Source organism: Chryseobacterium sediminis, from assembly GCF_008386505.1.
In the GTDB taxonomy this organism is placed as follows: Bacteria; Bacteroidota; Bacteroidia; order Flavobacteriales; family Weeksellaceae; genus Chryseobacterium; species Chryseobacterium sediminis.
Genome location: NZ_VUNZ01000003.1, coordinates 507,752 through 533,647 on the forward strand (window position 1 = coordinate 507,752; position 25,896 = coordinate 533,647).

General features: G+C 36.2%; 23 protein-coding genes. 20 read left to right on the forward strand and 3 right to left on the reverse strand.

All coding sequences use genetic code 11. The annotated features are described in order from the left end of the window. Nucleotides 1-28 precede the first annotated feature (28 nt). The 6 genes from argC (at nucleotide 29) to argH (ending at nucleotide 7,034) form a co-directional block, all read left to right on the forward strand. Nucleotides 29-994 carry an N-acetyl-gamma-glutamyl-phosphate reductase gene (gene argC / locus FW780_RS17570; protein ID WP_149834965.1) on the forward strand — a complete coding sequence of 322 codons (966 nt, stop codon included), beginning with the start codon at nucleotides 29-31 and terminating at the stop codon, nucleotides 992-994. A gap of 110 nt (nucleotides 995-1,104) precedes the next feature. Continuing rightward, a complete protein-coding gene (locus FW780_RS17575; protein ID WP_149834966.1) occupies nucleotides 1,105-2,244 on the forward strand; it encodes an aspartate aminotransferase family protein in 1,140 nt (379 codons plus the stop codon). 260 nt (nucleotides 2,245-2,504) lie between these two features. Beyond that, nucleotides 2,505-3,461 (forward strand): N-acetylornithine carbamoyltransferase, encoded by a 957-nt coding sequence (locus FW780_RS17580; protein WP_149834967.1) that lies wholly within the window; start codon nucleotides 2,505-2,507, stop codon nucleotides 3,459-3,461. Between the two features lie 69 nt (nucleotides 3,462-3,530). Then, entirely contained in the window at nucleotides 3,531-4,325 is a 795-nt protein-coding gene (gene argB, locus FW780_RS17585; protein ID WP_149834968.1) for an acetylglutamate kinase, read from the forward strand. Further along, complete coding sequence (locus FW780_RS17590) at nucleotides 4,300-5,382, forward strand: M20 family metallo-hydrolase (RefSeq protein WP_149834969.1); 1,083 nt, start codon at nucleotides 4,300-4,302, stop codon at nucleotides 5,380-5,382. The genes argB and FW780_RS17590 overlap by 26 nt, the downstream gene beginning before the upstream one ends. A 347-nt stretch (nucleotides 5,383-5,729) precedes the next feature. Continuing rightward, nucleotides 5,730-7,034 carry an argininosuccinate lyase gene (argH, locus tag FW780_RS17595; protein ID WP_149834970.1) on the forward strand — a complete coding sequence of 435 codons (1,305 nt, stop codon included), beginning with the start codon at nucleotides 5,730-5,732 and terminating at the stop codon, nucleotides 7,032-7,034. A 422-nt stretch (nucleotides 7,035-7,456) separates the two neighbouring features. Here argH and FW780_RS17600 read toward each other — a convergent pair whose 3' ends face one another. After that, a complete protein-coding gene (locus FW780_RS17600; RefSeq protein WP_149834971.1) occupies nucleotides 7,457-7,918 on the reverse strand; it encodes an Lrp/AsnC family transcriptional regulator in 462 nt (153 codons plus the stop codon). Between the two features lie 239 nt (nucleotides 7,919-8,157). Between FW780_RS17600 and FW780_RS17605 the strand changes: the two genes are divergently transcribed. The 11 genes from FW780_RS17605 to FW780_RS17655 all read left to right on the forward strand — a co-directional run bounded on the left by FW780_RS17605 (nucleotide 8,158) and on the right by FW780_RS17655 (nucleotide 21,880). Beyond that, complete coding sequence (locus FW780_RS17605) at nucleotides 8,158-9,048, forward strand: aspartate carbamoyltransferase catalytic subunit (RefSeq protein ID WP_149834972.1); 891 nt, start codon at nucleotides 8,158-8,160, stop codon at nucleotides 9,046-9,048. Between the two features lie 104 nt (nucleotides 9,049-9,152). Further along, nucleotides 9,153-10,226 carry a carbamoyl phosphate synthase small subunit gene (locus FW780_RS17610; protein WP_149834973.1) on the forward strand — a complete coding sequence of 358 codons (1,074 nt, stop codon included), beginning with the start codon at nucleotides 9,153-9,155 and terminating at the stop codon, nucleotides 10,224-10,226. 167 nt (nucleotides 10,227-10,393) lie between these two features. Continuing rightward, entirely contained in the window at nucleotides 10,394-13,576 is a 3,183-nt protein-coding gene (gene carB / locus FW780_RS17615; RefSeq protein WP_149834974.1) for a carbamoyl-phosphate synthase large subunit, read from the forward strand. 165 nt (nucleotides 13,577-13,741) lie between these two features. Next, entirely contained in the window at nucleotides 13,742-14,293 is a 552-nt protein-coding gene (locus FW780_RS17620; RefSeq protein ID WP_149834975.1) for a hypothetical protein, read from the forward strand. Between the two features lie 33 nt (nucleotides 14,294-14,326). Next, nucleotides 14,327-14,932 (forward strand): hypothetical protein, encoded by a 606-nt coding sequence (locus tag FW780_RS17625; protein ID WP_149834976.1) that lies wholly within the window; start codon nucleotides 14,327-14,329, stop codon nucleotides 14,930-14,932. A 172-nt stretch (nucleotides 14,933-15,104) separates the two neighbouring features. Further along, nucleotides 15,105-15,599 carry a hypothetical protein gene (locus tag FW780_RS17630; RefSeq protein WP_149834977.1) on the forward strand — a complete coding sequence of 165 codons (495 nt, stop codon included), beginning with the start codon at nucleotides 15,105-15,107 and terminating at the stop codon, nucleotides 15,597-15,599. 3 nt (nucleotides 15,600-15,602) lie between these two features. After that, nucleotides 15,603-16,178, forward strand: a complete 576-nt coding sequence (locus FW780_RS17635; protein ID WP_149834978.1) for a Crp/Fnr family transcriptional regulator — start codon at nucleotides 15,603-15,605, stop codon at nucleotides 16,176-16,178. 60 nt (nucleotides 16,179-16,238) lie between these two features. After that, nucleotides 16,239-17,060, forward strand: coding sequence for an acyl-CoA thioester hydrolase/BAAT C-terminal domain-containing protein (locus tag FW780_RS17640; RefSeq protein ID WP_149834979.1), 822 nt, complete (start codon nucleotides 16,239-16,241; stop codon nucleotides 17,058-17,060). Nucleotides 17,061-17,208: 148 nt separating this feature from the next. Further along, entirely contained in the window at nucleotides 17,209-19,359 is a 2,151-nt protein-coding gene (locus FW780_RS17645; RefSeq protein ID WP_149834980.1) for a TonB-dependent siderophore receptor, read from the forward strand. 201 nt (nucleotides 19,360-19,560) lie between these two features. Further along, complete coding sequence (locus FW780_RS17650; RefSeq protein WP_241676933.1) at nucleotides 19,561-20,844, forward strand: PepSY-associated TM helix domain-containing protein; 1,284 nt, start codon at nucleotides 19,561-19,563, stop codon at nucleotides 20,842-20,844. Then, entirely contained in the window at nucleotides 20,828-21,880 is a 1,053-nt protein-coding gene (locus FW780_RS17655) for an alpha/beta hydrolase (RefSeq protein WP_149834981.1), read from the forward strand. The genes FW780_RS17650 and FW780_RS17655 overlap by 17 nt, the downstream gene beginning before the upstream one ends. Before the next feature lie 323 nt (nucleotides 21,881-22,203). Here FW780_RS17655 and FW780_RS17660 read toward each other — a convergent pair whose 3' ends face one another. Further along, nucleotides 22,204-23,244 carry a hypothetical protein gene (locus FW780_RS17660; RefSeq protein ID WP_149834982.1) on the reverse strand — a complete coding sequence of 347 codons (1,041 nt, stop codon included), beginning with the start codon at nucleotides 23,242-23,244 and terminating at the stop codon, nucleotides 22,204-22,206. Nucleotides 23,245-23,247: 3 nt separating this feature from the next. Further along, entirely contained in the window at nucleotides 23,248-24,102 is an 855-nt protein-coding gene (locus tag FW780_RS17665; protein WP_149834983.1) for a hypothetical protein, read from the reverse strand. A gap of 69 nt (nucleotides 24,103-24,171) precedes the next feature. On the opposite strand from FW780_RS17665, the gene FW780_RS17670 reads away from it, so the two are divergent. From FW780_RS17670 to FW780_RS17680, 3 genes are read left to right on the forward strand one after another with little or no spacing between them, the layout of a single operon-like run. Beyond that, nucleotides 24,172-24,690, forward strand: a complete 519-nt coding sequence (locus tag FW780_RS17670) for a Crp/Fnr family transcriptional regulator (RefSeq protein WP_149834984.1) — start codon at nucleotides 24,172-24,174, stop codon at nucleotides 24,688-24,690. A 53-nt stretch (nucleotides 24,691-24,743) separates the two neighbouring features. Then, nucleotides 24,744-25,295, forward strand: a complete 552-nt coding sequence (locus tag FW780_RS17675) for a DinB family protein (RefSeq protein WP_149834985.1) — start codon at nucleotides 24,744-24,746, stop codon at nucleotides 25,293-25,295. A gap of 33 nt (nucleotides 25,296-25,328) precedes the next feature. Further along, nucleotides 25,329-25,841, forward strand: a complete 513-nt coding sequence (locus FW780_RS17680) for a methylated-DNA--[protein]-cysteine S-methyltransferase (RefSeq protein ID WP_149834986.1) — start codon at nucleotides 25,329-25,331, stop codon at nucleotides 25,839-25,841. Nucleotides 25,842-25,896: the final 55 nt, after the last annotated feature.

Here is a 25,896-nt window from a genome sequence, read left to right on the forward strand (position 1 = left end):
GACGGAATAGAATTCTGTCAGAATCAAAATGAAGAAAACAGTAGGAATAATTGGTGCTAACGGTTATACAGGAAGTGAACTGGTACGCTTATTGGCTTTTCATCCCCATGTGACATTGAGTTTTTTATATAGTCGTTCAAATTCGGGAACGCGAATTTCAGATTTGTACCCGGATTTAACGACGGTTTGTGAAATGGTTTTGACAGATAAACCAGAAGACGTAGATATTCTTTTTCTGTGTCTTCCCCATAAAGAAAGTCAAAACTGGTTAACTCAAAATCTTGTAAAAGATGAAACGCTGGTGATTGATCTCGGAAACGATTTCCGTTTAGAAGGAAACTTTGGAAACAGAAATTTTATCTACGGATTACCTGAAATCAATAAAAAACAACTGGAAGGAGCAAAGAGTATTGCCAATCCCGGATGTTTTGCTACGGCTATTCAATTGGCTTTAATGCCTTTAGCGGAAAAAAAAGTATTAAATGAAGTTTTTACTACAGGGATTACAGGTTCTACCGGAGCCGGACAGTCTTTGCAGGCAACAACTCATTTTACCTGGAGAAATGATAATGTTTCAGCATATAAAACTTTAACGCATCAGCATGTGGATGAGATTTTACAACAGTTGATATCATTTAATAATAAAGAAGTAAACCTGAATTTTGTTCCATGGAGAGGAGATTTTGCAAGAGGAATTTTTACAAGTTCCACGATGAAGACGGATTTGGATTTGGAGGAAATAGAACAATTATATCAGGATTTTTATGCGGAGGAGCCTTTCGTTACGGTAAGTAGGAAGGCAGTTGATTTAAAGCAGGTTGTCAATACCAATCGCTGTGTGATTCAGATCGAAAAGAGTGGAAATGTTGTCGTTATTCACTCAGCGATTGACAATTTGTTAAAAGGAGCTTCAGGACAGGCAGTTCAGAATATGAATCTGGCGATGAACTGGGAAGAAAATGCAGGATTGAATTTAAAGCCAATAGCATTCTAATTTATTAATAAGGAGAAGGTTGTAGATGATAGGTTGCAGTAGTGTGAAGAATAACTTTAGATCTGCAGGCTTTCAACAATCAACCATCAAACTAACAACAAGCAACAAAAATGAATTTATTCAACGTATATCCATTATTCAATATAAATCCGGTAAAAGCTCAGGGATCATTTCTTTGGGATGACAAAGGAGAAAAATATCTTGATTTCTACGGAGGTCATGCCGTAATTTCTATTGGGCATAATCATCCGCATTATCAGAATAAGCTAAAAGATCAGCTGGAAAAAATATCTTTTTATTCCAATTCCGTTCAGAACGAATTACAGACTGAACTGGCAGAAAAACTTGGAAAACTTTCAGGATATGAAGATTATAATCTGTTCTTATGTAATTCAGGAGCTGAAGCTAATGAAAATGCATTAAAACTGGCTTCTTTTCATAATGGGAAAAGCAAAGTACTGTATTTTTCGGGATCTTTTCATGGAAGAACTTCTGCGGCGGTTTCAGTGACTGATAATCCAAAAATTGTGGCTCCGGTTAACTTTTCAGAAAGATTCATCAAATCAGAATGGAATGATGTAGAACAACTAGAAGAGACTTTTGAAAAATTTGGAAATGAAATTTCTTCGGTTATTATCGAAGGGATTCAGGGAGTAGGCGGAATTATGATTCCTACACCGGAATTTTTATCTAAAATTAAAGAGCTATGTGAAAAATATGATGCTGTTCTTATTTTGGATGAAGTACAATCCGGATATGGAAGAAGCGGATATTTCTTTGCCCATCAGGAATTCGGAGTTGAAGCAGACATTATTACAACTGCAAAAGGAATGGGGAACGGATTTCCTGTTGGAGGAGTTTTGATCCATCCTAAATTCCAGGCGAGCAATGGTTTGCTGGGAACTACATTCGGAGGGAATCATCTGGCTTGTGTCGCTTCAATTGCTGTTCTGGATGTCATGAAAGATGAAAGTCTTATCGAAAATGCCCAGGAAATGGGTGAGTATATTGAAAATGAAATTAAAGATTTACCACATATTAAATCCATCCGAAGGAAAGGGTTGATGATCGGAATAGAACTCGACAGAGACTGTTCAGAAATAAGGAAAAGCTTATTGTTCGATCATCATATTTTCACAGGAAACTCTAATGATAAAACAGTGTTAAGGATTCTTCCGGCACTGAATATCAAAAAAGAGGAAACAGATCTTTTCATCAATGCTTTGAAAGTGGTATTGGGGAAGGTTTAAACTGCAAAAGGCTAAAATTATAAAAAGGTTAAAAGCTTAGAATATTACACAATGTTTGTCATTCTGAATGGGACAAAGTGAAATGAAGAATCTGTAAAATAATGTAGAGATTCTTCCTTCGTCAGAATGACAAAACAACCGTCAATTGCTGAATGAAATGCCTTTGCGAACGAAAAAATGGTATTAGTGAAAAACATTGTTCCCTTGCGTTAAGAAGCCTAATTAATGTGTAAACAAAATCTTTAAAATCAATTTTAAAAATGAAAAAATTTACCTCTGTAAGTGATGTAGAAAACTTACAGGAAATCATAAAAAAAGCTTTACAAATAAAAGCAGATCCCCTTACTGAAACAGAAAAAGGAAAGGGAAAAACAATAGGACTTGTATTTTTAAATTCAAGTTTGAGAACCCGTCTGAGCAGTCAGATTGCAGCTCAAAATTTAGGGTTGAATGTTTTGACATTAAATGCAGCACAGGAAGCCTGGAATCTTGAATTTGCTGACGGAGCTATCATGAACGGAGATACCGTAGAACATATCAAAGATGCCATTGAAGTTTTAAATCAATATTGTGATATCATTGCTGTACGTTGTTTTGCAGGGATGAAGAGCAAGGAAGATGATGTGAACGAAAGCATTTTAAGCCAGTTTGAAAAACATGCAAAAGTTCCTGTCATTTCATTGGAATCTGCAACCCGCCATCCGTTGCAAAGTCTGGCGGACTGTATTACCATTACAGAAAACTGGAAAAAAGATCATAAACCAAAAGTGGTATTGACCTGGGCTCCCCACATCAAACCTATTGCACATGCTGTTGGAAACTCTTTCGCAGAGTGGATGCAGGAAATGGATGTAGAGTTGGTAATTGCTAATCCTGAAGGCTATGATTTGGATAAAAAATTCACAAAAGATGTGAAAGTCGTTCATGATCAGGACGAAGCTTTAAAAGATGCTGATTTTATTTATGTAAAAAATTGGTCCTCGTTTGATGACTACGCTGCCATGCCTGAAGTGAAAGGAGACTGGATGCTGACGAATGAAAAACTGGCAGATACAAATGATGCAAAAGTAATGCACTGCCTTCCGGTTCGTCGTAATGTAGAGCTGAGTGATGAGGTAATGGATGGAGAAAATTCTATCATCTATCAGCAGGCAAAGAACCGAATCTTCTCTGCGCAGGCTGTGTTCAGTGAGATTTTAGATGAATTAAAAGCCTGAAGTGATCCTTGTCAAGGTTTTAAACCTTGACAAGGATAGAAAAGAGCAAGTATCCCAAAATGTTTACAAATGAAAGAAAAGTTATACATCATAAAAATTGGCGGAGCTTTAATTGATGATGAGGAATTGTTAGCCCAATTCTTAGAACAGTTTTCTGAAATTCAGGAAAAGAAGATCCTTGTACACGGTGGAGGCAAATTGGCAACAACGCTGGCTGATAAACTGGGCATTGAACAGAAAATGATCAACGGAAGGAGGATTACGGATAAAGAGACATTGGATATTGTAACGATGGTGTATGCAGGGGGAATCAATAAAAATATTGTTGAAAAACTGCAACAGAAAAAATGTAATGCCATAGGGTTTTCCGGAGCAGACGGAAACTTAATTAAAGCTAAAAAAAGAGAACACCCTGAAATCGATTTTGGATTTGTAGGGGATATCACTAAGAAAAGTGTGAATAGGAAGCTGGTTTCAAAATTGATCAAACTGGATCTTGTTCCTGTGTTTTCAGCAATTACCCATGATAGAAAAGGAAATCTTTTCAATACCAATGCTGATACCATTGCTTCTGTGATAGCACAGGCCCTGTCAGAGAAATATGAAGTTGAATTGCTGTATTGTTTTGATAAAGAAGGTGTTTTGGAAGATGTTAACGATCCGGAATCGGTGATTAAAAGTGTCACTGAGGAAGATTTTACGGTATTGAAAGAAGAAGGAAAACTTCATAAAGGGATTTTGCCCAAACTTGAAAATGCTCTTGGAGCGATAAAAAATAATGTAGATAAAGTGTTTCTGATCAAAGAAACAGAACTGAAAAACCATATAGAAAATCATCATGCAGGAACTGAAATCTGTTTATAATAAAGAAGAGCTATTGAATAATGCAGTCGGATTACTTAAAAATTTGATTGAAATTCCTTCATTCAGCAAAGATGAATTCAATACATCGGTAGAAATTGAAGACTTTTTCAAAAAACACCAGATTCCTACCAAACGTTTTAAGAATAACATCTGGGCGGTGAATAAACATTTCGATGTATTTAAACCTTCCGTTTTATTGAATACGCATCATGATACGGTAAAACCGAACAAAGCATATACCCTTGATCCGTTTATTCCTATTGAAAAAGACGGCAAACTGTTCGGGTTGGGAAGCAATGATGCAGGAGCTTCTTTGGTTTCTATGGCGCAGGTTTTTTTACATTTTTATGATAAAGAAGATTTAAAATATAATTTAGTTATTGCTTTGACGGCAGAGGAGGAGATTTCAGGATTTGATGGAATCGAAGCCTTATTTCCGCAGCTACCCAATGTAGAACTCGCCATTGTAGGAGAACCCACGCAGATGAATCTGGCGATTGCAGAAAAAGGACTTCTTGTGATTGATGGAGAAATGAAAGGTACTCCTTCTCATGCCGCTCATCCTAATGATGATAACTCAATTGTAAAATGTATGCAGGATCTGCAGAAGATTTTAGCTTTTAAATTTCCAAAGGTTTCAGAATATCTGGGTGAGGTTAAAGTTACCTTATCAGGAATTCACGCAGGAGTACAGCATAACGTTGTTCCGGAGTCTTGTAATTTCACACTGGATGTAAGGGTTACAGATGAATATTCCAATCAGGAAGCGTTTGAAATCATTCAGTCGCAGATGGAATCAACACTCACGGCAAGATCTTTCAGGCTGAATTCTTCAAAAATCGAGATGGATCATCCATTTGTAAAAGCAGGAATTGAAATCGGAAGGACAACTTATGGATCTCCAACCTCTTCAGATCAGGCGATTATTCCATGTACATCCGTGAAAATGGGTCCTGGAGACAGTAGGCGCTCCCATACTGCAGATGAATTTATCTATATCCATGAAATAGAAGAAGGAATAGAAATCTACATCAGAATTTTAGAAAAAGTGTTATAAAGAAAGGAAGAATGAAGTGGGAAGATGGAAGTTATTATAGTTTGTAATTCACTTCCAGCCTCCAGCTTCGGGCTTCCAGCTCAATATATGTTTTGACTCAGTCCGGCAGGCACGAAGTTTAGTTTTTAATAAGATTTATGCAAAAAAGAAAATTAGAAATGAAAGCTTCACATAAGGAAATGTTTTTTTATAGTTAATAGTAATAAGGATTGCCTTGCCGGGCATGTCAAAGCCAACAAATATTTTAAATCAATTTTATCATGACATCACTACCAACGAATTTTTCTGGTAATACAACAGGTAGAAGTGGTGATTGCATATGATTTAAAAAAAATAAACAATTACATATGAAAAAAATATGGCAGAAGGATGACCTTGCCACCAATATATTAGTCAATAATTTTACCGTAGGGAAAGATCTTGACTTTGACGAGCGTTTGGCGAAATATGATGTCAAAGGTTCTATGGCGCATTGCAAAATGTTAGCAGAAACTGGGATTATTTCTCAGGAAGAATCAGAGCAGATGTTATCTGTTTTAAATGTTATTTTAGAAAAAATTGAAGACGGCAGTTTTGAAATTGATAAAGATGCTGAGGATATCCATTCTCAGGTAGAAGCTATTCTCATTGAAGAATTAGGAGATACAGGAAAAAAAATTCATACAGCAAGATCAAGAAATGATCAGGTTTTACTGGATATCAAATTATATTTATTGGATGAGATCCGTGAGATCACAGCCCTTACCGATGAGTTTTTCCAGATTCTGATTCAGCTGGCGGATCAGCATAAAAATGTATTGCTTCCGGGATATACCCATTTGCAGATAGCAATGCCTTCCTCATTCGGATTGTGGTTCGGTGCTTATGCAGAAGCGCTTTTGGATGATGTGGAAATGCTGTTTTCAGTGAAAAATATTATTAATAAAAACCCATTGGGATCAGCTGCAGGGTATGGTTCTTCGTTTCCGATTAACCGTGAGAGTACGACCTATAACTTAGGATTCCAGTCGATGAATTATAACTCGGTGTACGCTCAGATGACTCGTGGAAAATCAGAAAAGATGCTGGCGATGGCAATGGCAACTTTAGCGGGAACGCTTGGGAAATTTGCTTATGACGTATGTTTGTATTTGAACCAAAACTTTGATTTTATCAGCTTTCCGAAAGAGTTTACCACAGGAAGCAGTATTATGCCTCATAAAAAGAATCCGGATATCTTTGAACTTGTTCGTGCACGATGCAACAGAATTCAGTCACTTCCGAATGAACTTATTTTACTGACAAATAATCTGCCTTCGGGATATCACAGAGATGTACAGCTGACCAAAGAAATTCTTTTCCCTGCCATTGATTCCCTGAAAGAATGTTTGGAAATCCTAAGCTATACTTTACCGAACATTAAAGTAAAAGACGGGATTCTGGAAGATGAAAAATACAAATACCTTTTCAGTGTAGAAAAGATCAATGAAGAAGTAAAAAGCGGAAGTTCATTCCGTGATGCTTATGTGAAAATAGGGCAGGAGATTGAAAACAATGTATTTGAATTTGAACCAGGAAACCTTGAACATACCCATCAGGGGAGTATCGGAAATCTTTGTCTTGATAAAATAGAATATCAGTTCAATAAACTGAAAAATAAATTATTGGGTTAGAATCTAAGCCATTAAGGTCATTAAAAACTTAAGCAAAAATCAGTGGAATTTCTAAATTATTTTAGACTGCTGCCTTTTCGTTGTGAAGCCTTAATCTTATAAATCTTATCTGCTTAAGTGATCTTAATGGTTAGATTTTGCTCCGCTCTTTGAATTTGATGATTGCTTTAATACTGACTGTGGTTGGAAATTGAGATTAAATATGTAGGTCGAAATTTTATCGGAGATAAAATCTTTGCGCCTTACAGCATAGAGTTTTCAATTTTTTGCGTCTTTGCGTTTTTCTAAATTAAATTTGTTGGTAAGCGCAAAGGCGCAAAGAATAAAACAAAAATGTATCTGGATTTTAAGGCGCCAGAAAATCCTTGATTTTCAGCAAACGTAAATCTAAAATCAAATTTAATGGTTTAAAAATAGAAGGATTATTCTAGATCAATTTTAAACTTAGTGGATTTTTTAACCTCATGAAGCACGATGGAGCTGTGGTATTGCCCGATATTAGGAATGTTTGAGATCACATTCACTGCAAATTCATTATACGAATTGATATCTTTAGCAATGATCTTCAACATATAGTCATACTCTCCGGAAAGACTGATGATTTCCTGTACTTCGTCATATTTTCCAATGTGATTCTCAAAGGTTTCCAATACTTTCTTGGATTGTTCCTTAAGACGTACATTACAGTAGACTACAATATTCAAGCCCAGTTTTTCACGGTTTAAAAGTCCTACATATTTCTGAATGATCCCATGTTTCTCCAACTGTTTGATTCGTTCATACGTAGGAGTAAAGGTAAGACCAATTTTTTCGGAAATTTCCTTAACCGATAATGTAGAGTCTTCCTGAATAATGCTGAGAATCATTTTGTCTTTTAAATCCATAAAAAAAATTGAGTTGTAACAAAAATATTAATTTTAAATGAGAATAAGGAAATACTGAGGTTTTTAATTTATTTTAAACTTTGTTTTTGTAGGTTCATAAAATTGTTGTATCTTTGCACCTAATGAATAAAAAAGCATTTATATCATTAGATTTACCGGGCGAAAGCGCCCTTTACGATATTTATTGTTATTAGCGAAGATTGTTGTCTTCGCTTTTTTTATGCCCAAAAATAAGAATTATGTTTACGATTACAGAACTAAGCACCGAGAGAATCAACAGTATACTGACAGAAGCACTGGCTTTTGCGAACGGTAAAACTGCCAAAATTGAAGGAGAAGTTTTTTGCTCAAACCTTTTCTTCGAAGACAGTACAAGAACGAAAACAAGTTTTGATCTTGCAGAAAGAAAACTGGGACTTCAGGTAGTTCCGTTTGATGCATCACACAGTTCGGTAAACAAAGGGGAAAGCCTTTATGATACAGTAAAGACCATTGAAAGTATAGGAGTAAACCTTGTGGTGATCCGCGATAAAAAAGACAGATACTTTGAGGAACTGAAAAATATTAAGATTCCTGTGATTAACGGAGGAGACGGAACAGGAAACCATCCTTCACAATGTATGCTGGATCTGATGACCATCTATCAGGAATTCGGAAAGTTTGAAGGATTAAAAGTAGGAATTGTAGGAGATGTAAAACACAGTCGTGTTGCTAATTCAAATGCAGAGGCATTAAGAAGATTAGGCGCTAAAGTATACTTCTCAGGACCTGAGCAGTGGTTTGACGAAGGAGCTTTAATCAACGGAACTTATATGTCAATGGATGAGCTGATCGGGGAAGTGGATGTTCTGATGTTATTAAGAATCCAGCATGAAAGACACGATGCTGCAATGAGTTTCACGGCTTCAGAATATCATAAAAGATATGGACTGACCAAAGAAAGAGAGAAAGCCATGAAAAAAGAAGCAATCATTATGCACCCTGCGCCTATCAACAGAGGAGTGGAAATAGATTCAGATCTTGTAGAATGCGAAAGATCAAGAATCTTTAAACAAATGGAAAACGGTGTTTTCGCCAGAATGGCCATTTTGAAAGAAGCGTTGGAAGAAAAAGGATTTACCTTTAAATAAGAAAAAAGGTAAAAGAGCCAAGTTAAAAGTAAGAAGTTAGTGAACCTTGTAAGAGGTAACTTATTAAAGAGATAGAATAAAATAATAAGAGATAATAGTTTAAAATGAAGAAAAAATTAATACTGGAGTCCGGTGAAGTGTTTCATGGAGAAGGTTTCGGAGCAGAATTGGAAACTGCAGGGGAGGTAGTTTTCAATACCGGAATGACAGGATATCAGGAATTGATTTCTGACCCGTCGTATTGCGGTCAGATAGTTTGTATGACCTATCCGCTTATCGGAAATTATGGTATTAACCGTGATGATTATGAAAGTATTGAGCCGGCAATCAAAGGGCTTATCGTAAAAGAACTTTGCGATCTTCCTTCTAATTTCCGTACTCAGATTACTTTAGATGAATTATTTAAAAAGAAAAACCTTTCAGGAATTTCAGGAATCGACACAAGAAGACTGACAAGAATTCTTCGTAACCATGGAGTTGTAAAAGGTAAGATTGTAAACGCTGATGCAGATGAAACTGCAGTAGCTTCTGAGCTGAAATCAACAAATTTCCCAACCAACCAGGTAGAAGAGGTTTCAACAAAAACACCTTATGCTAATCCGAACAGAGGTTTCAAGGTAGTATTGGTAGACTTCGGTGCAAAACTGGGGATTATCAGAGAGTTATCTCAAAGAAACTGTGATATCATTGTGGTTTCTCAGGATACTACAGCAGAAGAAATTCTGTTGATGAATCCGGACGGTATCATGTTGTCAAACGGTCCTGGTGACCCGGAAGATGTGCCACATGCTTTAGATATGATCAGAGGATTATTAGGAAAAGTTCCAATCTTCGGAATCTGTTTAGGACACCAGTTGATCGGCCTTGCTTGTGGAGCGAAAACTTTCAAACTGAAATTCGGACACAGAGGAGGAAACCACCCGGTGTTAGACCTTGAGAAAAATACGGTAGCCATTACTTCTCAGAACCATGGGTATGCTGTGGATCAGGAAAGCTTAAAAGGAACAGACCTTATCGAAACGCATATCGCTTTGAATGACAGAACAAACGAAGGATTAAAACACAAAATCCACCCTTGTTTCTCAGTTCAATACCACCCGGAAGCAAGCCCTGGTCCTGAAGATGCAAACTATCTGTTTGATGAGTTTATTCAAATGATGGAGGACTTTAAAAAATAATACGGCTTTCTGTCATTCAGAACAAAGCGATAGCGGAGTGAAGAATCTCAACAAAGTATGTTTAGATTCCTATGGAATGACAAAGTGTGTTAATTCAATCTAAATAAAGCATTATGCTAAAAGTCTAAGATTTATGTATCTAACTTCTAGTATCTAAAAAAAGAAAAATGGCAAAACGTACAGATATAAAAACAATTTTAGTAATCGGTTCAGGACCTATCATCATTGGTCAGGCAGCTGAATTTGATTACGCAGGAACGCAGGCTTGCCTGTCTTTGAAAGAAGAAGGTTATAAGGTAATTTTGATCAATTCAAACCCTGCAACCATCATGACGGATGTGGAAATCGCTGATAAAGTATATATTGAGCCGATTTCATTACAGTTTGTAAGCCACATCATCAGAAAAGAACGTCCGGATGCATTATTACCTACATTGGGGGGGCAGACAGGACTGAACATGGCGGTAGAACTGGAAAAATCAGGAATTCTTGAAGAATGCAAAGTGGAAGTACTGGGAACAAAGCTTTCTGCCATCAACAGAGCAGAAGACAGAGATCTTTTCCGTGAATTGATGAGAGAGTTGAACGAGCCGGTACCGGAATCTGATATCGTTAACACGGTAGAAGGAGCATTAGCTTTCGCAGATGAAATCGGGTATCCAGTAATCGTTCGTCCTGCCTTTACGATGGGAGGAACAGGAGGAGGTATTGCATCCAACGAGGTAGAATTGAAAGAAATTGCCGAATTAGGATTAAAGCACAGCCCGGTTACACAATGTTTGATTGAAAAATCAATCGCCGGTTTCAAAGAAATTGAATACGAAGTAATGCGTGATGCAAACGACAACGCCATTGTGGTTTGTAACATGGAAAATATTGATCCGGTAGGAGTTCACACAGGAGACTCTATCGTAGTAGCACCTTCTCAGACCCTTTCAGACAGAGAATATCAGTTACTGAGAAATGCTTCTTTAAAAATCATCAGAGCATTAGGTATCGAAGGAGGATGTAACGTACAGTTGGCATTAGATCCACATTCTTTTGAATATTATATCATTGAGGTAAATCCAAGAGTATCCCGTTCATCAGCTTTAGCAAGTAAAGCAACAGGATACCCGATTGCAAAGATCGCTGCAAAAATTGCGGTAGGATTAACGCTTGACGAAATCATGAACCCGGTAACAGGAAAAACATACGCATGTTTTGAGCCTGCTCTGGATTATGTGGTAACAAAATTCCCAAGATTCCCATTCGATAAATTTGAAACTGCAGACAGAAGACTTTCCACTCAGATGAAAGCAACTGGTGAAGTAATGGCAATCGGTAGAAATCTTGAAGAATCTTTACAGAAAGCGATCCGTTCACTAGAAACAGGAATCAAACATTTAGGATTAAAAACAAAACAAGCTGAAGCACTTACTGCTGAGGAAATCGAAAGAAGAATCAGAGTTTGTGATGACGAGAGACTTTTCATCATCGGAGATGCTTTAAGAAGAGGATACGACTGGGAACAGATTGTAGAATGGAGTAAAATTGATAAATTCTTCATCTGGAAACTGAAAAAACTGGTTGACTTTGAAAAAGTAATTGCTGCCAACAAATTCGATAAAGAAACATTAATTGAAGCGAAAAGATTAGGTTTCGCAGATATCAATATTGCGGTTCTTTGGGATGTAAAAGAACGTGAGGTTTTCAACTTCAGAAAAGAAAACGGAGTAATGCCGGTTTACAAAATGGTAGATACTTGTGCTGCTGAGTTTGAAAGTGAAACCCCTTATTTCTACGGAACTTACGAAGAAGAAAACGAAAGTGTTGTTTCAGACAAAGAAAAAATTATCGTACTAGGTTCTGGGCCTATCAGAATCGGACAGGGAGTTGAGTTTGACTACGCTACCGTTCATTCAGTATGGGCAATCAAAGAAATGGGTTACGAAGCGATTATCATCAACAACAACCCTGAGACTGTTTCTACAGACTTCTCAATCTCTGATAAATTATACTTCGAGCCGCTTACAGAAGAAGATGTAATGAACATCATCGAGCTAGAAAAGCCTAAAGGAGTAGTGGTACAGTTCGGAGGACAGACTGCGATTAACCTTGCAGATAAATTAGCCTCTCACGGAGTACAGATCTTGGGAACTTCACTGGAAGATCTAGACAGAGCTGAAAACAGAGATAAATTTGAAAAAGCACTTCAGGAGCTGGGAATTCCTCAGCCAAAAGGAAGAACTTCAACTTCTAAGGAAGAAGCTATAAAAATTGCTAACGAAATCGGTTATCCGGTATTGGTACGTCCAAGTTACGTTCTTGGAGGTAGAGCAATGGAAATTGTATACGCAGAAGCTGAACTGGCTTACTATATGGAGCATGCAGTAGAAGCGAGTCCTGAACACCCTGTTTTGGTTGACAAATACATGGTAGGAAAAGAAATTGAAGTTGATGCAATCTGTGACGGAGAAACTGTAGTGATTCCGGGAATTATGGAACACATCGAAAGAGCGGGAGTTCACTCCGGAGACTCTATCGCGGTATATCCACCTCAGAATATTTCTCAAAGTGAAATTGACACTTTGGTAGACTATACACAAAGACTGGCAAAAGGATTAAATGTTATCGGATTAATGAACATCCAATACGTTCTTTTTGAAGGAAATGTATATGTGATCGAAGTAAACCCTCGTTCTTCAAGAACAGTTCCTTTCTTATCTAAAATCACGGAAGTTCCAATGGCTAACCTTGCAACAAAGGCAATTTTAGGACAAAAACTAAAAGATTTAGGATACGAAAACGGATTGGTTCCAAACAAAGAAGGAGTATTTGTAAAAGTACCGGTATTCTCTTTCTCCAAACTAACGAAAGTTGACATCTCTTTAGGCCCTGAAATGAAGTCTACAGGAGAAGTTATGGGGAAAGATACAACCCTTGAGAAAGCACTTTATAAAGGATTGGTAGCAGCAGGAAGAAAAGTTCCTATGCACGGTTCTATCCTGTTTACGGTAGCAGATAAGCACAAAGATGAAGCAGCCGCTCTTGCAGCAAGATTCCATGAAGTAGGATTCAGAATCTGGGCTACAGAAGGTACAGCGAAATTCTTTGAAGATAAAGGAATTCCTTGCAAAATTGGATACAAAATAGGAGAAGAAAGTGTAAACCTTATCGACCTGATCCAGAAAGGAAAAGTTCAGTATGTTGTGAATACCACTACAAAAGGTAAACAGGCAGAAAGAGACGGATTCCAGATCAGAAGAATGAGCGTAGAAAACGGTGTTCCTTGTTTAACTTCAATGGATACGGTAGAAGCGATCTTAAAAGTAATCGAAAGCATGAGCTTCAAAATGGAGACGATGTAATTTCAAGTACAAAATAAATATTATAAGCCTCATAGATTTCTGAAATCTATGAGGTTTTTAGCTTACATAAGAATAGGATTAATTTTCTTATAATATTTCATTATTTGTTAATAAAAGTAATGTGTAAATTTGAGTTATTAACAACTCTGTCAAAATAAATTATTGATGAAGGTATTTCTTCAGATTTTTATAATTCTTTTACTTTTCAATTGCCGGCAAAAGGTGACTTTAAAAGATATAAGGCTTCAAAGTACAGTTATTGAATATAAGCAGCCAAAAATTTCAGATATACAAAGTATCGAAAAGATAAATGGTGGAATTAAATATTACAATAATGTTGATATTAGATTATCAAAAGAATATTTTCCAGAAATAGAAAAGTACGAATTTGAACAACCCATAATTTATCATAGAGATACAGCAAACCTGGATACGCAAATTTCTTATTTTTTTACAAAGAATGACAGTATTATACGTTTGATTGAATACAGCTGGGACCAAGATCAGAAAAAAGAATTGTTTATTGATAAACTCTATCGCTTGAATAAAAGTAACATAGCCAAGGAGCTAAAAATGGATGGATCTGAAAAAACTGAACAAGTTGATTACTGGTGGCAGAAAATTATAAGATGGGATAATAATAATCTTCATATATATAGTTTTGTTTTTGGAATTGATGAAGGGCAAAGGACAAGAGTTATTGTTAGATTCAAATAATAAATAAAAAGAAGAAAATTTAGTGTATAAAATATGGAAAATAAAAATATTGATTTTAGAGCAGAACAACTCCATCAGGAAGCGAGAGCGTTGGGACAAACCGGAAAATATGATTTATCAATCTCAAAACTTCAAGAAGCAATGAAGATTCAACCAACCTGGGCATATCCGGTATATGATCTGGCATTAAAATTTTATAAAAAAACAGATGAATTGGAACCAAAAGGATTTTTTACTACAAAGACCGCAATATATTCTTTGGAAGGAGAAAAACTTGGAATATTCCCTAAAGGTTTATATTTAACTTATATGCAAATTGAGTGGACAGACGATATTAATAAAAAACATGAAATCATTAGCTTTCTGACACAAAATGTTCCTGATTTTGCACCAGGATGGAAAGAACTTGCAGATATATCAGAAGATGAAACAGTACGACTTTATGCAATCAATCAAGGACTTTCAAAAAAACCAGATAGTCAAACAGAAGGAATTTTGCTGATTAATAAGGCTATAATATTGAATAATAACCAAGATAAAGAAGGTGCAAAACAAATATTAAATACTCTTGTTTTATCAGGAAACGTAACAAAAAGCAATGTTGAATTAGCTGAACTTGTACTAAATTCTTTATTATAAAAACAATTATTTTATAGAATTCCTTTAAATTGTTTATCATAAAGTAATTTGAAAACAGATTTTAAAATCAATTTAATTTTTTGCAGAATTATTTATAAATTAGAGCGTTAAAATTCAAGCTGTTATTGCTATTTAAAAACTAATAAAAACTTCACCAAATTAAGATATAACCATGGCAGAATATTACGCTAAATCAAGCAATTCTTTATCTTTTGAAGTCACAAAAGAAGAGACATTAATTGGGAAACTTACTTATGCAAGCTGGTTTAAATTTAATGCTGTTATTGAAATTGCAGATGGTCAGAGCTATCAGGTGGAGCCAAAGGGTTTTTGGGGAACTACCATCGAACTGAAAGATCATGAAAGAGTCCTTTTAAAATTCAGGATGAACTGGAACGGGGAAATTGTGGTGCAGACCTATTTTGATGGCGTGAAAAACGGTTATCTCTTTAAGCACAGAGGAATTTTTAAAGAATCATTCGTCCTTACAGATCAGGATGGTGTTGAGCTTATGATTTTAAAGCCGCATCTGAAATGGGCTTCTATGAATTATGAATACCATATAACAACTTCTGACGCCTTTGAAACCTTTCCGGACAAAGAAATTGTCTTAATTAATGCATTGCATTGTGCCAATTATTATATGTCAATGATGATGGCTGTGTAAAATATGATATCTGAATTTGATCATATTATAGCTCATTTTAGCCAGTACATTAAAGTGAGTGAATCTCTGAGAAACGAACTTGAAAGCAGGTTGTCTTTTCATATCTTTGATAAAGGGGAGCTTGTACAGGATGCAGATAAAATTTGTACCAAAAGTTATTTCATTCTTAAAGGACTGGTAAGAACCTATTATCTGAAAGACGGAATAGAGATCAGCGAGTATTTTTCCTGTGAAAATGAATGGATCAATTCTCCTAAAAGCTTTATAGAGAGAACAAAAGATATCTATTATATTGATTGTCTTGAAAAGACTGAAACCTTCTGCCTTAAAGTGAATGATCTTGGGTATCTCTTCGACCATTTTCCGGAAATGGAACGATATGCAAGACTCTCGATGGGAAGTGTATTCGGGCATCTGATGGAAAGAATTACTTCACAGAGATTTACTACGGCAAAAGAAAAATATGACCATTTTTTAAACACATATAAAGGAGTTTATCATCGGATTCCTTTGGGAATGGCAGCTTCCTATCTGGGCATTACACAGTCTACTCTGAGCAGATTACGTAAAGAAAAGTAGTTTTTGATCTAGAGCAAAAATAAATCGGATTAACAGATCTATTTTTGACAAAAAAAGATCATGAAACTATTATTTAAAATTTTTGTTTTTCTGCTAATAAGTACAGCACTGAAGTCACAGGATACTATTCATTCAAAAAATACAGATGCAGTTTTATATACTCCTTCAAAAAAAATAAAAGGTTTAGTTGTGGGTTTGGGAGGGGCAGAAGGAGGTAATGCCTGGGCATCCGGACATTGGAAATCTATAAGAGATCAATTTCTGGATAGGGATTATGCGTTTTTGGCGCTGGCTTATTTTGGCTCAAAAAATTCACCAAAACTTCTTGAGAAAATTGAAATTCAGGACGTGTACAAAACTATATCGGTTGCTAAACAGAAGCTTTCTACGGACAAATTAGCAATCGTTGGAGGGTCCAGAGGGGCAGACCTCGCACTGCTTCTTGGAAGTTATTATTCTGATATTTCTTGTATTATAGCTCTTTCCTCCAGCCATGTTGTTTTTCCTGGAAATACCGATCATTTTTCAACATCCAGTTGGACATTTGGAGGCAAGGAACTTCCTTTTGTGCCTGTAAATGAAGCTGCAGTTCCCTTTATGATGCAGCACAATATAAGAAAGGCGTTTGAAGCAATGCTGCAGGATAAAAATGCAGAAAGTAAGTCTCTTATAAAAGTAGAAAATTCCAGGGCTGCTATTTTGCTGATGTCTGGTAATCAGGATGAAATTTGTCCATCGGCAGAAATGTCAGACAAAATTATTCAAAGACTTAAAGACCATCATTATCAATACCATTTTGAGCATATAAAATGGGAAGGCAGGCATACTGAACCCTACCAACATTTTGACCGGATTTTTACCTTTCTACAAAAATATTTTTAAAATAAAAATTTAAAATGGGGTTCTTGATTTTTCAGGAACCCTTTATTTATCGGATATTTTGAAAGCTTTGATTTTATGATTTGTGTCATGTTTTTATTTAGAATTAATAAAAATAAGATAATTTTGCAGAACTAACTTAATTATAAACATGAAAAAAACAATTATTTCTGCAGCTCTATTAGCCGTAACAATGCTGAGTGCCCAGGAAACAGACACCATTAAAGTGGCTGAAATCCAGTCCGTATCACTACAGGGAACCCATAATTACAGAACCAAAAAATCTGAGTCTATAGCAAGACTTCCTCTGGAAAACCTGGAAAATCCTACCGTTTACAATCTTGTTCCCAAAGAAATCATCAGTGAAATGGGTGCAATGGACTTCAACACAGCGATGGCTTCTGCCCCAGGTGTTGTGGTCAGTAATAGTGTGAACGACAGCGGGAATGATATTTTCATGAGGGGATTCAGCTCAAACGCAAGTTTCAGAAATGGACTTATCCAAAACCCAAGAGTACAGTCCGAAATCGCTAATATTGAAAGAGTAGAAGTAATTAAAGGACCATCCGGAACCTTATTCGGAGGAACATTGGCCAACTATGGCGGTGTGGTGAATATTGTCACTAAAAAACCACAGGAAAACTTCGGGGGAATTATCAATTATACCACCGGAAGCTGGGGAATGAACAGGATCACAGCTGATGTGAATACTCCTTTGAATAAAGAAAAAACGGCATTAGCAAGATTCAATGTCGCAGCCTATTCTCAGGATTCGTTTCAGGATTCCGGTTACAATAAAGGATTATTCTTTTCCGGAAGTGTTTTATATAAAGTTAGCGACAAAACCACAGTAACGCTTGACACCGAGTTCCATGCTCCGGATAAAACATTGAATGCCTACGTAAGAAACTCAGAAAAACTGACCTTACACTCAATGAAAGATCTGGAAGTAGCTTACAAGAGGGCGTTTACGAGTAATGACATTGGCTCCAAAAGAACCAATTTTGTAACAATGGCTGAGGTTACTCATAAATTCAATGATCAATGGACGTCAAGAACATCTTACCAAAGAGGAGAAGCCAATGAAAATGAATCTATCTTTTTAGTATTGAGATATTTGAATAATAACCAGGTAGAAAGAATGATCCGTCCTTTCGACAGCTTTAAAGTGACCACAGACAATATTCAGCAGAATTTTACCGGAGATTTTAAAATAGGTGGGTTAAGAAACCGTCTGGTAGTAGGCATAGATTATTTCCAGCAAAGAACAAAATATCAGTTCCCTTACTATGAAGCCAACGGATACAGCAATGTTTTCATGCCTTATGATAAGGTGAGCCTCGACAGCTCTTCTGCATGGGATCCTATTTCGAGAAACAAATTCATGAATAAGGAGAGAAAGTCTACAGAATCAGATATTACCACATTCAGAACGATCAGCGGTTATATCTCCAATGTTTTGAATATTACAGACAACTTGCTGGTAATGGCGAGTTTGAGAGTAGACAGTTATAAAAATGATGATACAGTGGTAAACGGTGTTGAGATTTCTACTAAAAACGGATATCCTGAAAATAAAGTGACAGGATACAGTCAGACCCAGTTTTCACCAAAATTTGGATTGGTCTATGAAATTGTAAAAGACCAGATTTCATTCTTTGCCAATTATGTAAACGGATTTAAAAACTATGCTCCATCATTGAATGAAGTCGGGGTTTTAACAAAATGGGATCCCGAACAGGGAAATCAGATTGAAACAGGTTTTAAAGTAGATCTTTTCCATAAAAAATTACTGACAACTGTGAGTTATTATAATATTAACGTTAAAAACAGATTGGTTGCAGATCCGGGCGGAATAGGAAGTATTCAGGATGGTAATATCAAAAGTCAGGGGCTGGAAATAGGCATCATCGCCAATCCTTTCAGAGGATGGAATATCGTTGCAGGATATGGGTATAATGACAACAAATACGACGATCGAAGCAAAGACAGCGGAAAAAGAATTGCCTGGACACCCAAACATGTAGCGAATCTATGGACGAGTTACAAAATTATGGATGGAGCCTATGAAGGGCTTGGTTTTGGGGCAGGATTCAATTTTGTAGATCAAACCTACATCAATATTACCAATCATTTCCTTGCTCCTTCTTATACTACAGTGGGTGCTACGGTTTTCTATGACAAGAAAAAATACAGAATCGGTCTTAAAATGAATAATGCCCTAAATGAAGTCTACTGGAACTTCTACGGGCAGCCACAGAAGCCAAGGGAAATCCTCGCCAATTTTGCATTCAAATTTTAAAATTTAAAAACAAAAATAATATCACCGAAAATATAAGGATGAAAACCGCAAAGGTGCAACGCTTTGATTTATGATAAACCAATGTTTCTGATGCCCTCGAATATGCTAAAGTAAATGGCAGCAGGAATAACTCTTTTCACTTTTCAAACACGCCATTATAAATCCTGTTGCGCCTTTGCATTTTCAACCATTATCTTTTTAATGATGAAAACAGATATGGAGAATAAAAAAACTAATCCTAAAAAAAAGCAGGGAAAATCCCTTACCAAAAGGATCACCGGATGGCTGCATCTATGGCTCGGACTGGTTTCCGGAATCATTGTTCTGACAGTTACTCTCTCAGGAACTGTATTTGTCTTTTGTGACGAAATCATTGATCTGTGCGGCGGAAGTGCTAAATATGTACAGGCTCCTGTCAATGCTAAAAAAATGACTCCTGAAGCATTGCTGGTTCAGTTTCATCAGCAGGTTCCGGACAGAAAAGCATTCTATTTCGATACCTATAAAGAAGCGGACAGAAGTTTCAGGGTAGCATCAGCAACTAAGCCTCCCAAAGACAAAAACACAGCAGAAAAATCCAAAAAGAAAGGGCGAGGACCAAGAGGCGTTTTTGCCTATCATTATCTTAATCCATACACCGGAAAAGTAATAGGTTCTACAAAGAGCTATGAGTTTTTCTATGTCGTAGCCCATATTCATGCTCAATTATTGGCAGGAAAGTTCGGGAAAACGGTAGTTGGAGTTGCTTCCATCATATTTTTTATCCAGTTAATTGGAGGGCTGATCCTTTGGTGGCCAAAAAAATGGAACAAAACAACCAGAACAACTGCGTTTAAAATCAAATCAGGAACAAAATGGCGCAGAAAAAATTATGACTTTCACAATGTCTTTGGTTTTTATTCATTGCTTCCTGCAGTATTTATTACCATTACAGGGCTCATTATGGCCTATGAGGTTCTAACAAATCTTACCCAACAGGCTTTCGGTGGAGCGGTGGATGCCCATACCATTGCAGAAAAATATGAACCTAAATTTGATTCTGAGAAAAAAGCTTTGTCATATACTGATTTTATAGACAAAAAATTCAGGGAATTTCCCGAGGCAAAACAGTTCAGAATGAGCATTCCCAGAAATGATTCAGCAACGGTTTATCATGTGGTTGCCGCTCAGTTTATTGGGTTAAAAAGCCTTGTCAACGGGAAAAGCATGGAAACCAACAAGTATACCGGAAAAGAAATTGATTACCCGAAAGAAGTACAGATGCATGAAGTGATTGAGCATATGAATTTTGATCTTCATGTAGGCTATTGGGGCGGAATGTTTGGTAAAATATTCACCTTCATTATTGGAATTATCTGTACAAGCCTCCCAATCACCGGATTCCTGATCTGGTGGGGCAGAAGAAACAAATCACCCAAAAAGAATAAAGAAGTTAAAAATATTCATCAACACAGAAAAGACTCACACCATGAACAGCTGGTTTAAAATTGTATATATCCCATTATTATTACTCTTCACATTAGGAAAAGCTCAGGAAAAACTGACAATCGGAGAGAAGCAAAACTTATTTTCAAAAGTTTTAAACGAAAACAGGGAAATTTGGGTGCATTTGCCTAAAACTTATAACGATAATACAATCAATCCCTCAAAATATCCGGTCATCTATCTTTTAGACGGAGAAATTAACTTTGATTATTACACAGGACTAACGGATTTTATCGCCAGAACTCCTTATGCGGATATTCCGGAATGTATTGTTGTAGGAATTAAAAATACAGAAAGGACAAGAGATCTCACTCCCACAAAAGCTCAGAAGAAAAGCCCTGTGAATCCGGATATCATACTCTTTGCGGACAGTGGCGGAGGCGAAAATTTTGTGAAATTTATGCAGGAAGAACTGAAACCATTCATTAATAAAAACTACAGAACTCAGGATTATTCTGTATTGGTTGGGCACTCTTTCGGAGGATTATTTGCCATCAATACATTCCTTTTACATCCGGATTATTTTAATGCATATGTTGCGAATGATCCAAGTTTATGGTGGGATAATAAAGTAACCATTTCAAGAACAAAAGAGTATTTGGAAAAGAATAAGAAGTTTCCTGCAAAAAAAACTTTATATGTTTCTCAGGCAGACAATGAAGAACAGCAGAAAAACTGGAATTCTGATATGACGCAGGCGATTGAAGAGTTTAAAGGAATTATAGAAAAGAACGGATCCCTAAACTATAAACATAGTTTTTTTGAAGGAGAAACTCACGGAACAGTTTCCTATCCAGGGAATTATGAAGCATTAAAATTTATATTCAAAGGTTTCAGAACCGATGTAAAACAGCTTGCCAAAAATCCAAAACAGCTGGAAGAAGACTATAAAAAGTTTTCCGAAAAAATGGGAACAGGTTTTACTCCTTCAGAAACTTATCTGAATGTAGTCATCAAATTCATGAAGAGTAATGGCTTCAAGGAATCTGAAACCTATTTTACAAATCTGAAAGACAGATATTATCCTAAGAAATAAGACACTCAAAATAAAAAAGCAAATCAGTTCATCAACGGATTTGCTTTTTTTATACATGGATAAGAATTCTTATAATAGGTTTGGATAAAGCCCATTCCTCTTGAATCTTCTTTTGGTGATTGAAATGAATCCTAATTCCAAAAATCTATCCGCACAGTTTTTCATTCCGTAGGAATCTAGATTTTGTATTTAGATGGTAAGAGTATAGATTCCTACGGAATGAACAAGCTAAACGTTTTATTTATCCAAAGATTCGACATTCCGGTAGAAATCTAAACCAATTCTTTTAGAAACTTTTTTACCATTTAGCATTTTCATCCTATTTAATGCCTGTTATCACAATTAATCGGAAAATCCTTCTCATTTTTATCTAAGAAACTGATGGAAGGACAGCCAAAAGATTGTGCAATAAATCCAAAAATAACAGAAGGTTTTCCTTTGAAAAGATGTCCTGTGTACTGGAAAGCATTGGCCTCGTCAGCATCTATCCCATAAAGCGGAAGAAATTCTCCTCCATCACTTCCTGCAAGGCTGAATGTTTTCTCAGCAATTTTTTCTTTACGATCATTGATGACGACCAGTTTACGATCTACAATATTTCCTTCTTCAAGATAATCCTGCAGATAATAAGTCATATTTTCATACTGTGCCTGATAGGTCTTTCCTGATGTCAACTTTGAATGACTAAAATATTTTTTTGAAATATCAGCGCCCGCTTTTTGCCATTTTACTGGCTTCATTTTATTTTCTATGAATGGGTTTTTATTTCCAAAATAGGCGATGGCATTATTGAATCGGTCGTACTCTGTGGTTTTTTGGTGAGTAGCTACCTGAAAGCCGATCATATAAGAATCCGGATCTAAATCTTCACTATCTGTATAAGGACTTAAATAAGCAACCGCTTTTAATTGGTTTATCGGCTTTTTTTGAAGTTTATTAGAGCCATACTCGTATATATAGAGAGAATCATTTTCCGTGAGATGAATTCCGTTGAGAAGCTTTTTTCTGCTGGGAGCATCCAGTTCAAAATGCTGGCGTTCTTCATAGGTCATCTGCTTATGATTTTTAACAATGTCTGCAGGAATAGGTTGCTCTCCTTTGTATATATCTGAAACAGAAATGAAAATATCCATATCAGAATCTTTTTCAGCGGATGAAATAACAGATAAACTGAAAATATTAAAATCGGTGTAATCTATTTTCTCTTCAGTTTTTGTTGTTTTTATAGAGTCATTCGTGGTTTTTGCTTCTGTTATAAGTGTTTTTTTCTCTTCTTTCTGACAGCTCACCACAAAAAGTGAGAGAAATAAAAGGGTGACAGCTTTGATCTTCATCATCTTTCTTAGCATTAAAGGGTTTATCATATTCTAATTCATTTTGTAGTAAGGCTCTGAAAAATATTTGCTGGGTTTAATGTAAGCCATTTTTCTGTCGGCATCAAAGATCCAGATGAATCTGCGGAGCATATCAGCACCCAGATAACTTACATTTTGTGTTTTAAGTTCTCCTGAGAAAAATCCTGCCGGAATATCTTTGAAAACACTCTTTCCCAGCTTAAAAAAAGGAAGAACGGCCTGTTTGGTGGTTAAAGTTTTACCTTCAGAGTTTTTCAGAGTTTTTTCCCCGGTTACTTTTAGCTTTTTGTCAAGTTGCTTTTCTTCTGCAAACTCGTTACTGTAGAGAATCGCTCCGGAGAACCCCGATTGCAGTACAAAATAGGCTTCCTGTTGCTGATCTCCCTCAATAATATTATCCCCGGCAAGATAAAACCCGTCATGATCTAAGATGATATTGACAGCTTGGTAGCCACTCAGGTCTGGCATTTTATCGTACATTACAAATTGGCTGTTATCATAATCAATTTTAAAGGCTTTACCATCAAAAATTCCGGTTCCCATTTTTCCATCAGCTTCGTGGCCTGTTAACTGATTGTCAAAAAAGCGCACATTTTTCTGGTTGATCTTCCCAATTTCTACGGTATTATGATCACTGATTTCTTCTTTGTTGAAAATAATATGGTCAGCTTTATGCTTTCGTTCAGGAGAAATTGAATAATCTTTCATCGCAATCTGAAACATCAGATCCAGTGAATCTTTTTTATTGACAAGAGTTTTAACAATAATATTATTGTGCTTTGTAATCCGGAAGGGGATAGTCTGTTGGGCTTTCATACCATAAAATCCGGCAGAAAGCAGCATAAAAAGGGCTGTTTTTTTGAGCATTATCAGTGATTAGTGTTTTAAAACTTTAAAATTACCTATTATCTTTGGAAAAGCAAATAATAAAATGAAATGGTTGAAAAATTGCTTCAAAGCGGAATCCATTGGGAAAAGAAAGAATTCAAAAGAAATGAGTTTCTGAAGATTTCGGGAAGTACAGATACCTCTATTTATTTTGTTGAAAGCGGAAGTGTCCGGATCTTTATGATGGATGAAAATGAAGAAAGAATTATTCGTTTCGGATACACCGGAAATATTATTGTTAGTCTGGATTCCTTTTTATCGGGAAAACCGTCTGATCTTTACATTCAGGCGATTAAAAGAACAACAGTAAGAATAGCCTCAAAAAAGGATTTTTATGAGTTTATACAATCCAGTGAAGAACACCTGAAATTTTGGATGAATATTCTGGAAGATCTCGTATTGCAACAGCTGGAAAGAGAAAAAGATTTGCTCATTAATGCTCCGGGAGAACGTTTTGAGAGGGTTTTAAAACGAAGTCCGAAACTGTTTCAGGAAGTTCCTAATAAATATATTGCCAATTATCTGAGGATGTCACCGGAAACTTTATCCAGACTTAAAAAATCTTGAGTTCAGTCAATATTTAAGAATAATCTGTTCAGGATATTTGCATAAAAAACGTAATGAAAATTTCAACCTCAGAATTACTGGATGAGTTAAAAGACATAGCAGAACAGCATTTACACTTTGCTGAAATACTGTCTTTAAAGCCGGAGCATGAACTGAATTTCAGACCTTCACAAGAAAGCTGGAGTACATTGGAATGTCTGGAGCATCTCAACCGCTATGGAAACTTCTATATTCCTGAAATCACTAACAGAATAGCTGCTTCCAAAACTTCTCCGAAAGATATTTTCAAATCAGGAATTCTTGGGAATTATTTTGCCAAAAGTATGCTTCCCAAAGAGAATCTGAATAAAATGAAGACATTTAAAACAATGAATCCCATCCACAGCCAGCTGAACAAAAGAGTGGTGGACGAATTTATCAGCCAGCAAAAACAGTTACTCGAATTATTAGAAAAAGCTCACCACATTGATCTGGGAAATACGAAGACCAGTATTAGTATTTCAAAACTGATAAAATTGAAGCTGGGCGATACTTTCCGTTTTGTTATTTATCATAATGTAAGGCATATTGAGCAGATAAAAAGAATTTTAACCTATAAAAAATAAGATATAATTTCCAAAAAGCTTATTTTTAAACTAATGGAATTTATACACCAAAAAAACATATCAACTCCACTGGGAGAAATGATTGCCTGTGCCGTAGATCAGGGAATCTGTCTGCTTGAATTTACAGACCGGAAAAATATAGAAAAACAGCTGAAGGCCTTATCAAAAGCTTTGAAGGCGGAGATTGTGGAAAAAGAACACCTTCATTTCCACCAATTGGAAGAAGAACTGAAAGAATATTTTGAAGGAAAAAGGAACCGTTTTGAGGTTCCGTTGTTTACTACAGGAACTGAGTTTCAGGAAAAAGTATGGCAGCTTCTCCGTGAAATCCCGATGGGTGAAATAAGAACATATAAGCAACAGTCGGAAATCTTAGGAAATCCAAAGGCAATACGTGCGGTAGGAACGGCCAATGGAATTAACAAAATTGCGATTTTAATCCCTTGTCATCGGGTGATAGGTTCCAACGGAGAGTTGGTGGGATATGCCGGAGGTATCTGGAGAAAACAAAAACTGCTGGAGCTTGAAAAGGCGATTTTATTTTAAATCTGAACTTCACTTTCAAAGATCATTAAAAAAATAGATGTTCATTTTTCGGTTG

Bases quoted from the DNA above. Each gene is read 5' to 3' on its own strand.
- FW780_RS17610 (WP_149834973.1), top strand. From the start codon at position 9,153: ATGAAGAAAAAATTAATACTGGAGTCCGGTGAAGTGTTTCATGGAGAA.
- FW780_RS17590 (WP_149834969.1), top strand. From the start codon at position 4,300: ATGCAGGAACTGAAATCTGTTTATAATAAAGAAGAGCTATTGAATAAT.
- FW780_RS17635 (WP_149834978.1), top strand. From the start codon at position 15,603: ATGATATCTGAATTTGATCATATTATAGCTCATTTTAGCCAGTACATT.
- FW780_RS17630 (WP_149834977.1), top strand. From the start codon at position 15,105: ATGGCAGAATATTACGCTAAATCAAGCAATTCTTTATCTTTTGAAGTC.
- FW780_RS17650 (WP_241676933.1), top strand. From the start codon at position 19,561: ATGATGAAAACAGATATGGAGAATAAAAAAACTAATCCTAAAAAAAAG.
- FW780_RS17680 (WP_149834986.1), top strand. From the start codon at position 25,329: ATGGAATTTATACACCAAAAAAACATATCAACTCCACTGGGAGAAATG.
- FW780_RS17670 (WP_149834984.1), top strand. From the start codon at position 24,172: ATGGTTGAAAAATTGCTTCAAAGCGGAATCCATTGGGAAAAGAAAGAA.
- FW780_RS17625 (WP_149834976.1), top strand. From the start codon at position 14,327: ATGGAAAATAAAAATATTGATTTTAGAGCAGAACAACTCCATCAGGAA.
- argB (WP_149834968.1), top strand. From the start codon at position 3,531: ATGAAAGAAAAGTTATACATCATAAAAATTGGCGGAGCTTTAATTGAT.
- FW780_RS17620 (WP_149834975.1), top strand. From the start codon at position 13,742: ATGAAGGTATTTCTTCAGATTTTTATAATTCTTTTACTTTTCAATTGC.
- FW780_RS17640 (WP_149834979.1), top strand. From the start codon at position 16,239: ATGAAACTATTATTTAAAATTTTTGTTTTTCTGCTAATAAGTACAGCA.
- FW780_RS17600 (WP_149834971.1), bottom strand. From the start codon at position 7,918: ATGGATTTAAAAGACAAAATGATTCTCAGCATTATTCAGGAAGACTCT.
- FW780_RS17575 (WP_149834966.1), top strand. From the start codon at position 1,105: ATGAATTTATTCAACGTATATCCATTATTCAATATAAATCCGGTAAAA.
- FW780_RS17580 (WP_149834967.1), top strand. From the start codon at position 2,505: ATGAAAAAATTTACCTCTGTAAGTGATGTAGAAAACTTACAGGAAATC.
- FW780_RS17675 (WP_149834985.1), top strand. From the start codon at position 24,744: ATGAAAATTTCAACCTCAGAATTACTGGATGAGTTAAAAGACATAGCA.
- argC (WP_149834965.1), top strand. From the start codon at position 29: ATGAAGAAAACAGTAGGAATAATTGGTGCTAACGGTTATACAGGAAGT.
- FW780_RS17665 (WP_149834983.1), bottom strand. From the start codon at position 24,102: ATGCTCAAAAAAACAGCCCTTTTTATGCTGCTTTCTGCCGGATTTTAT.
- FW780_RS17660 (WP_149834982.1), bottom strand. From the start codon at position 23,244: ATGATAAACCCTTTAATGCTAAGAAAGATGATGAAGATCAAAGCTGTC.
- FW780_RS17605 (WP_149834972.1), top strand. From the start codon at position 8,158: ATGTTTACGATTACAGAACTAAGCACCGAGAGAATCAACAGTATACTG.
- FW780_RS17645 (WP_149834980.1), top strand. From the start codon at position 17,209: ATGAAAAAAACAATTATTTCTGCAGCTCTATTAGCCGTAACAATGCTG.
- FW780_RS17655 (WP_149834981.1), top strand. From the start codon at position 20,828: ATGAACAGCTGGTTTAAAATTGTATATATCCCATTATTATTACTCTTC.
- argH (WP_149834970.1), top strand. From the start codon at position 5,730: ATGAAAAAAATATGGCAGAAGGATGACCTTGCCACCAATATATTAGTC.
- carB (WP_149834974.1), top strand. From the start codon at position 10,394: ATGGCAAAACGTACAGATATAAAAACAATTTTAGTAATCGGTTCAGGA.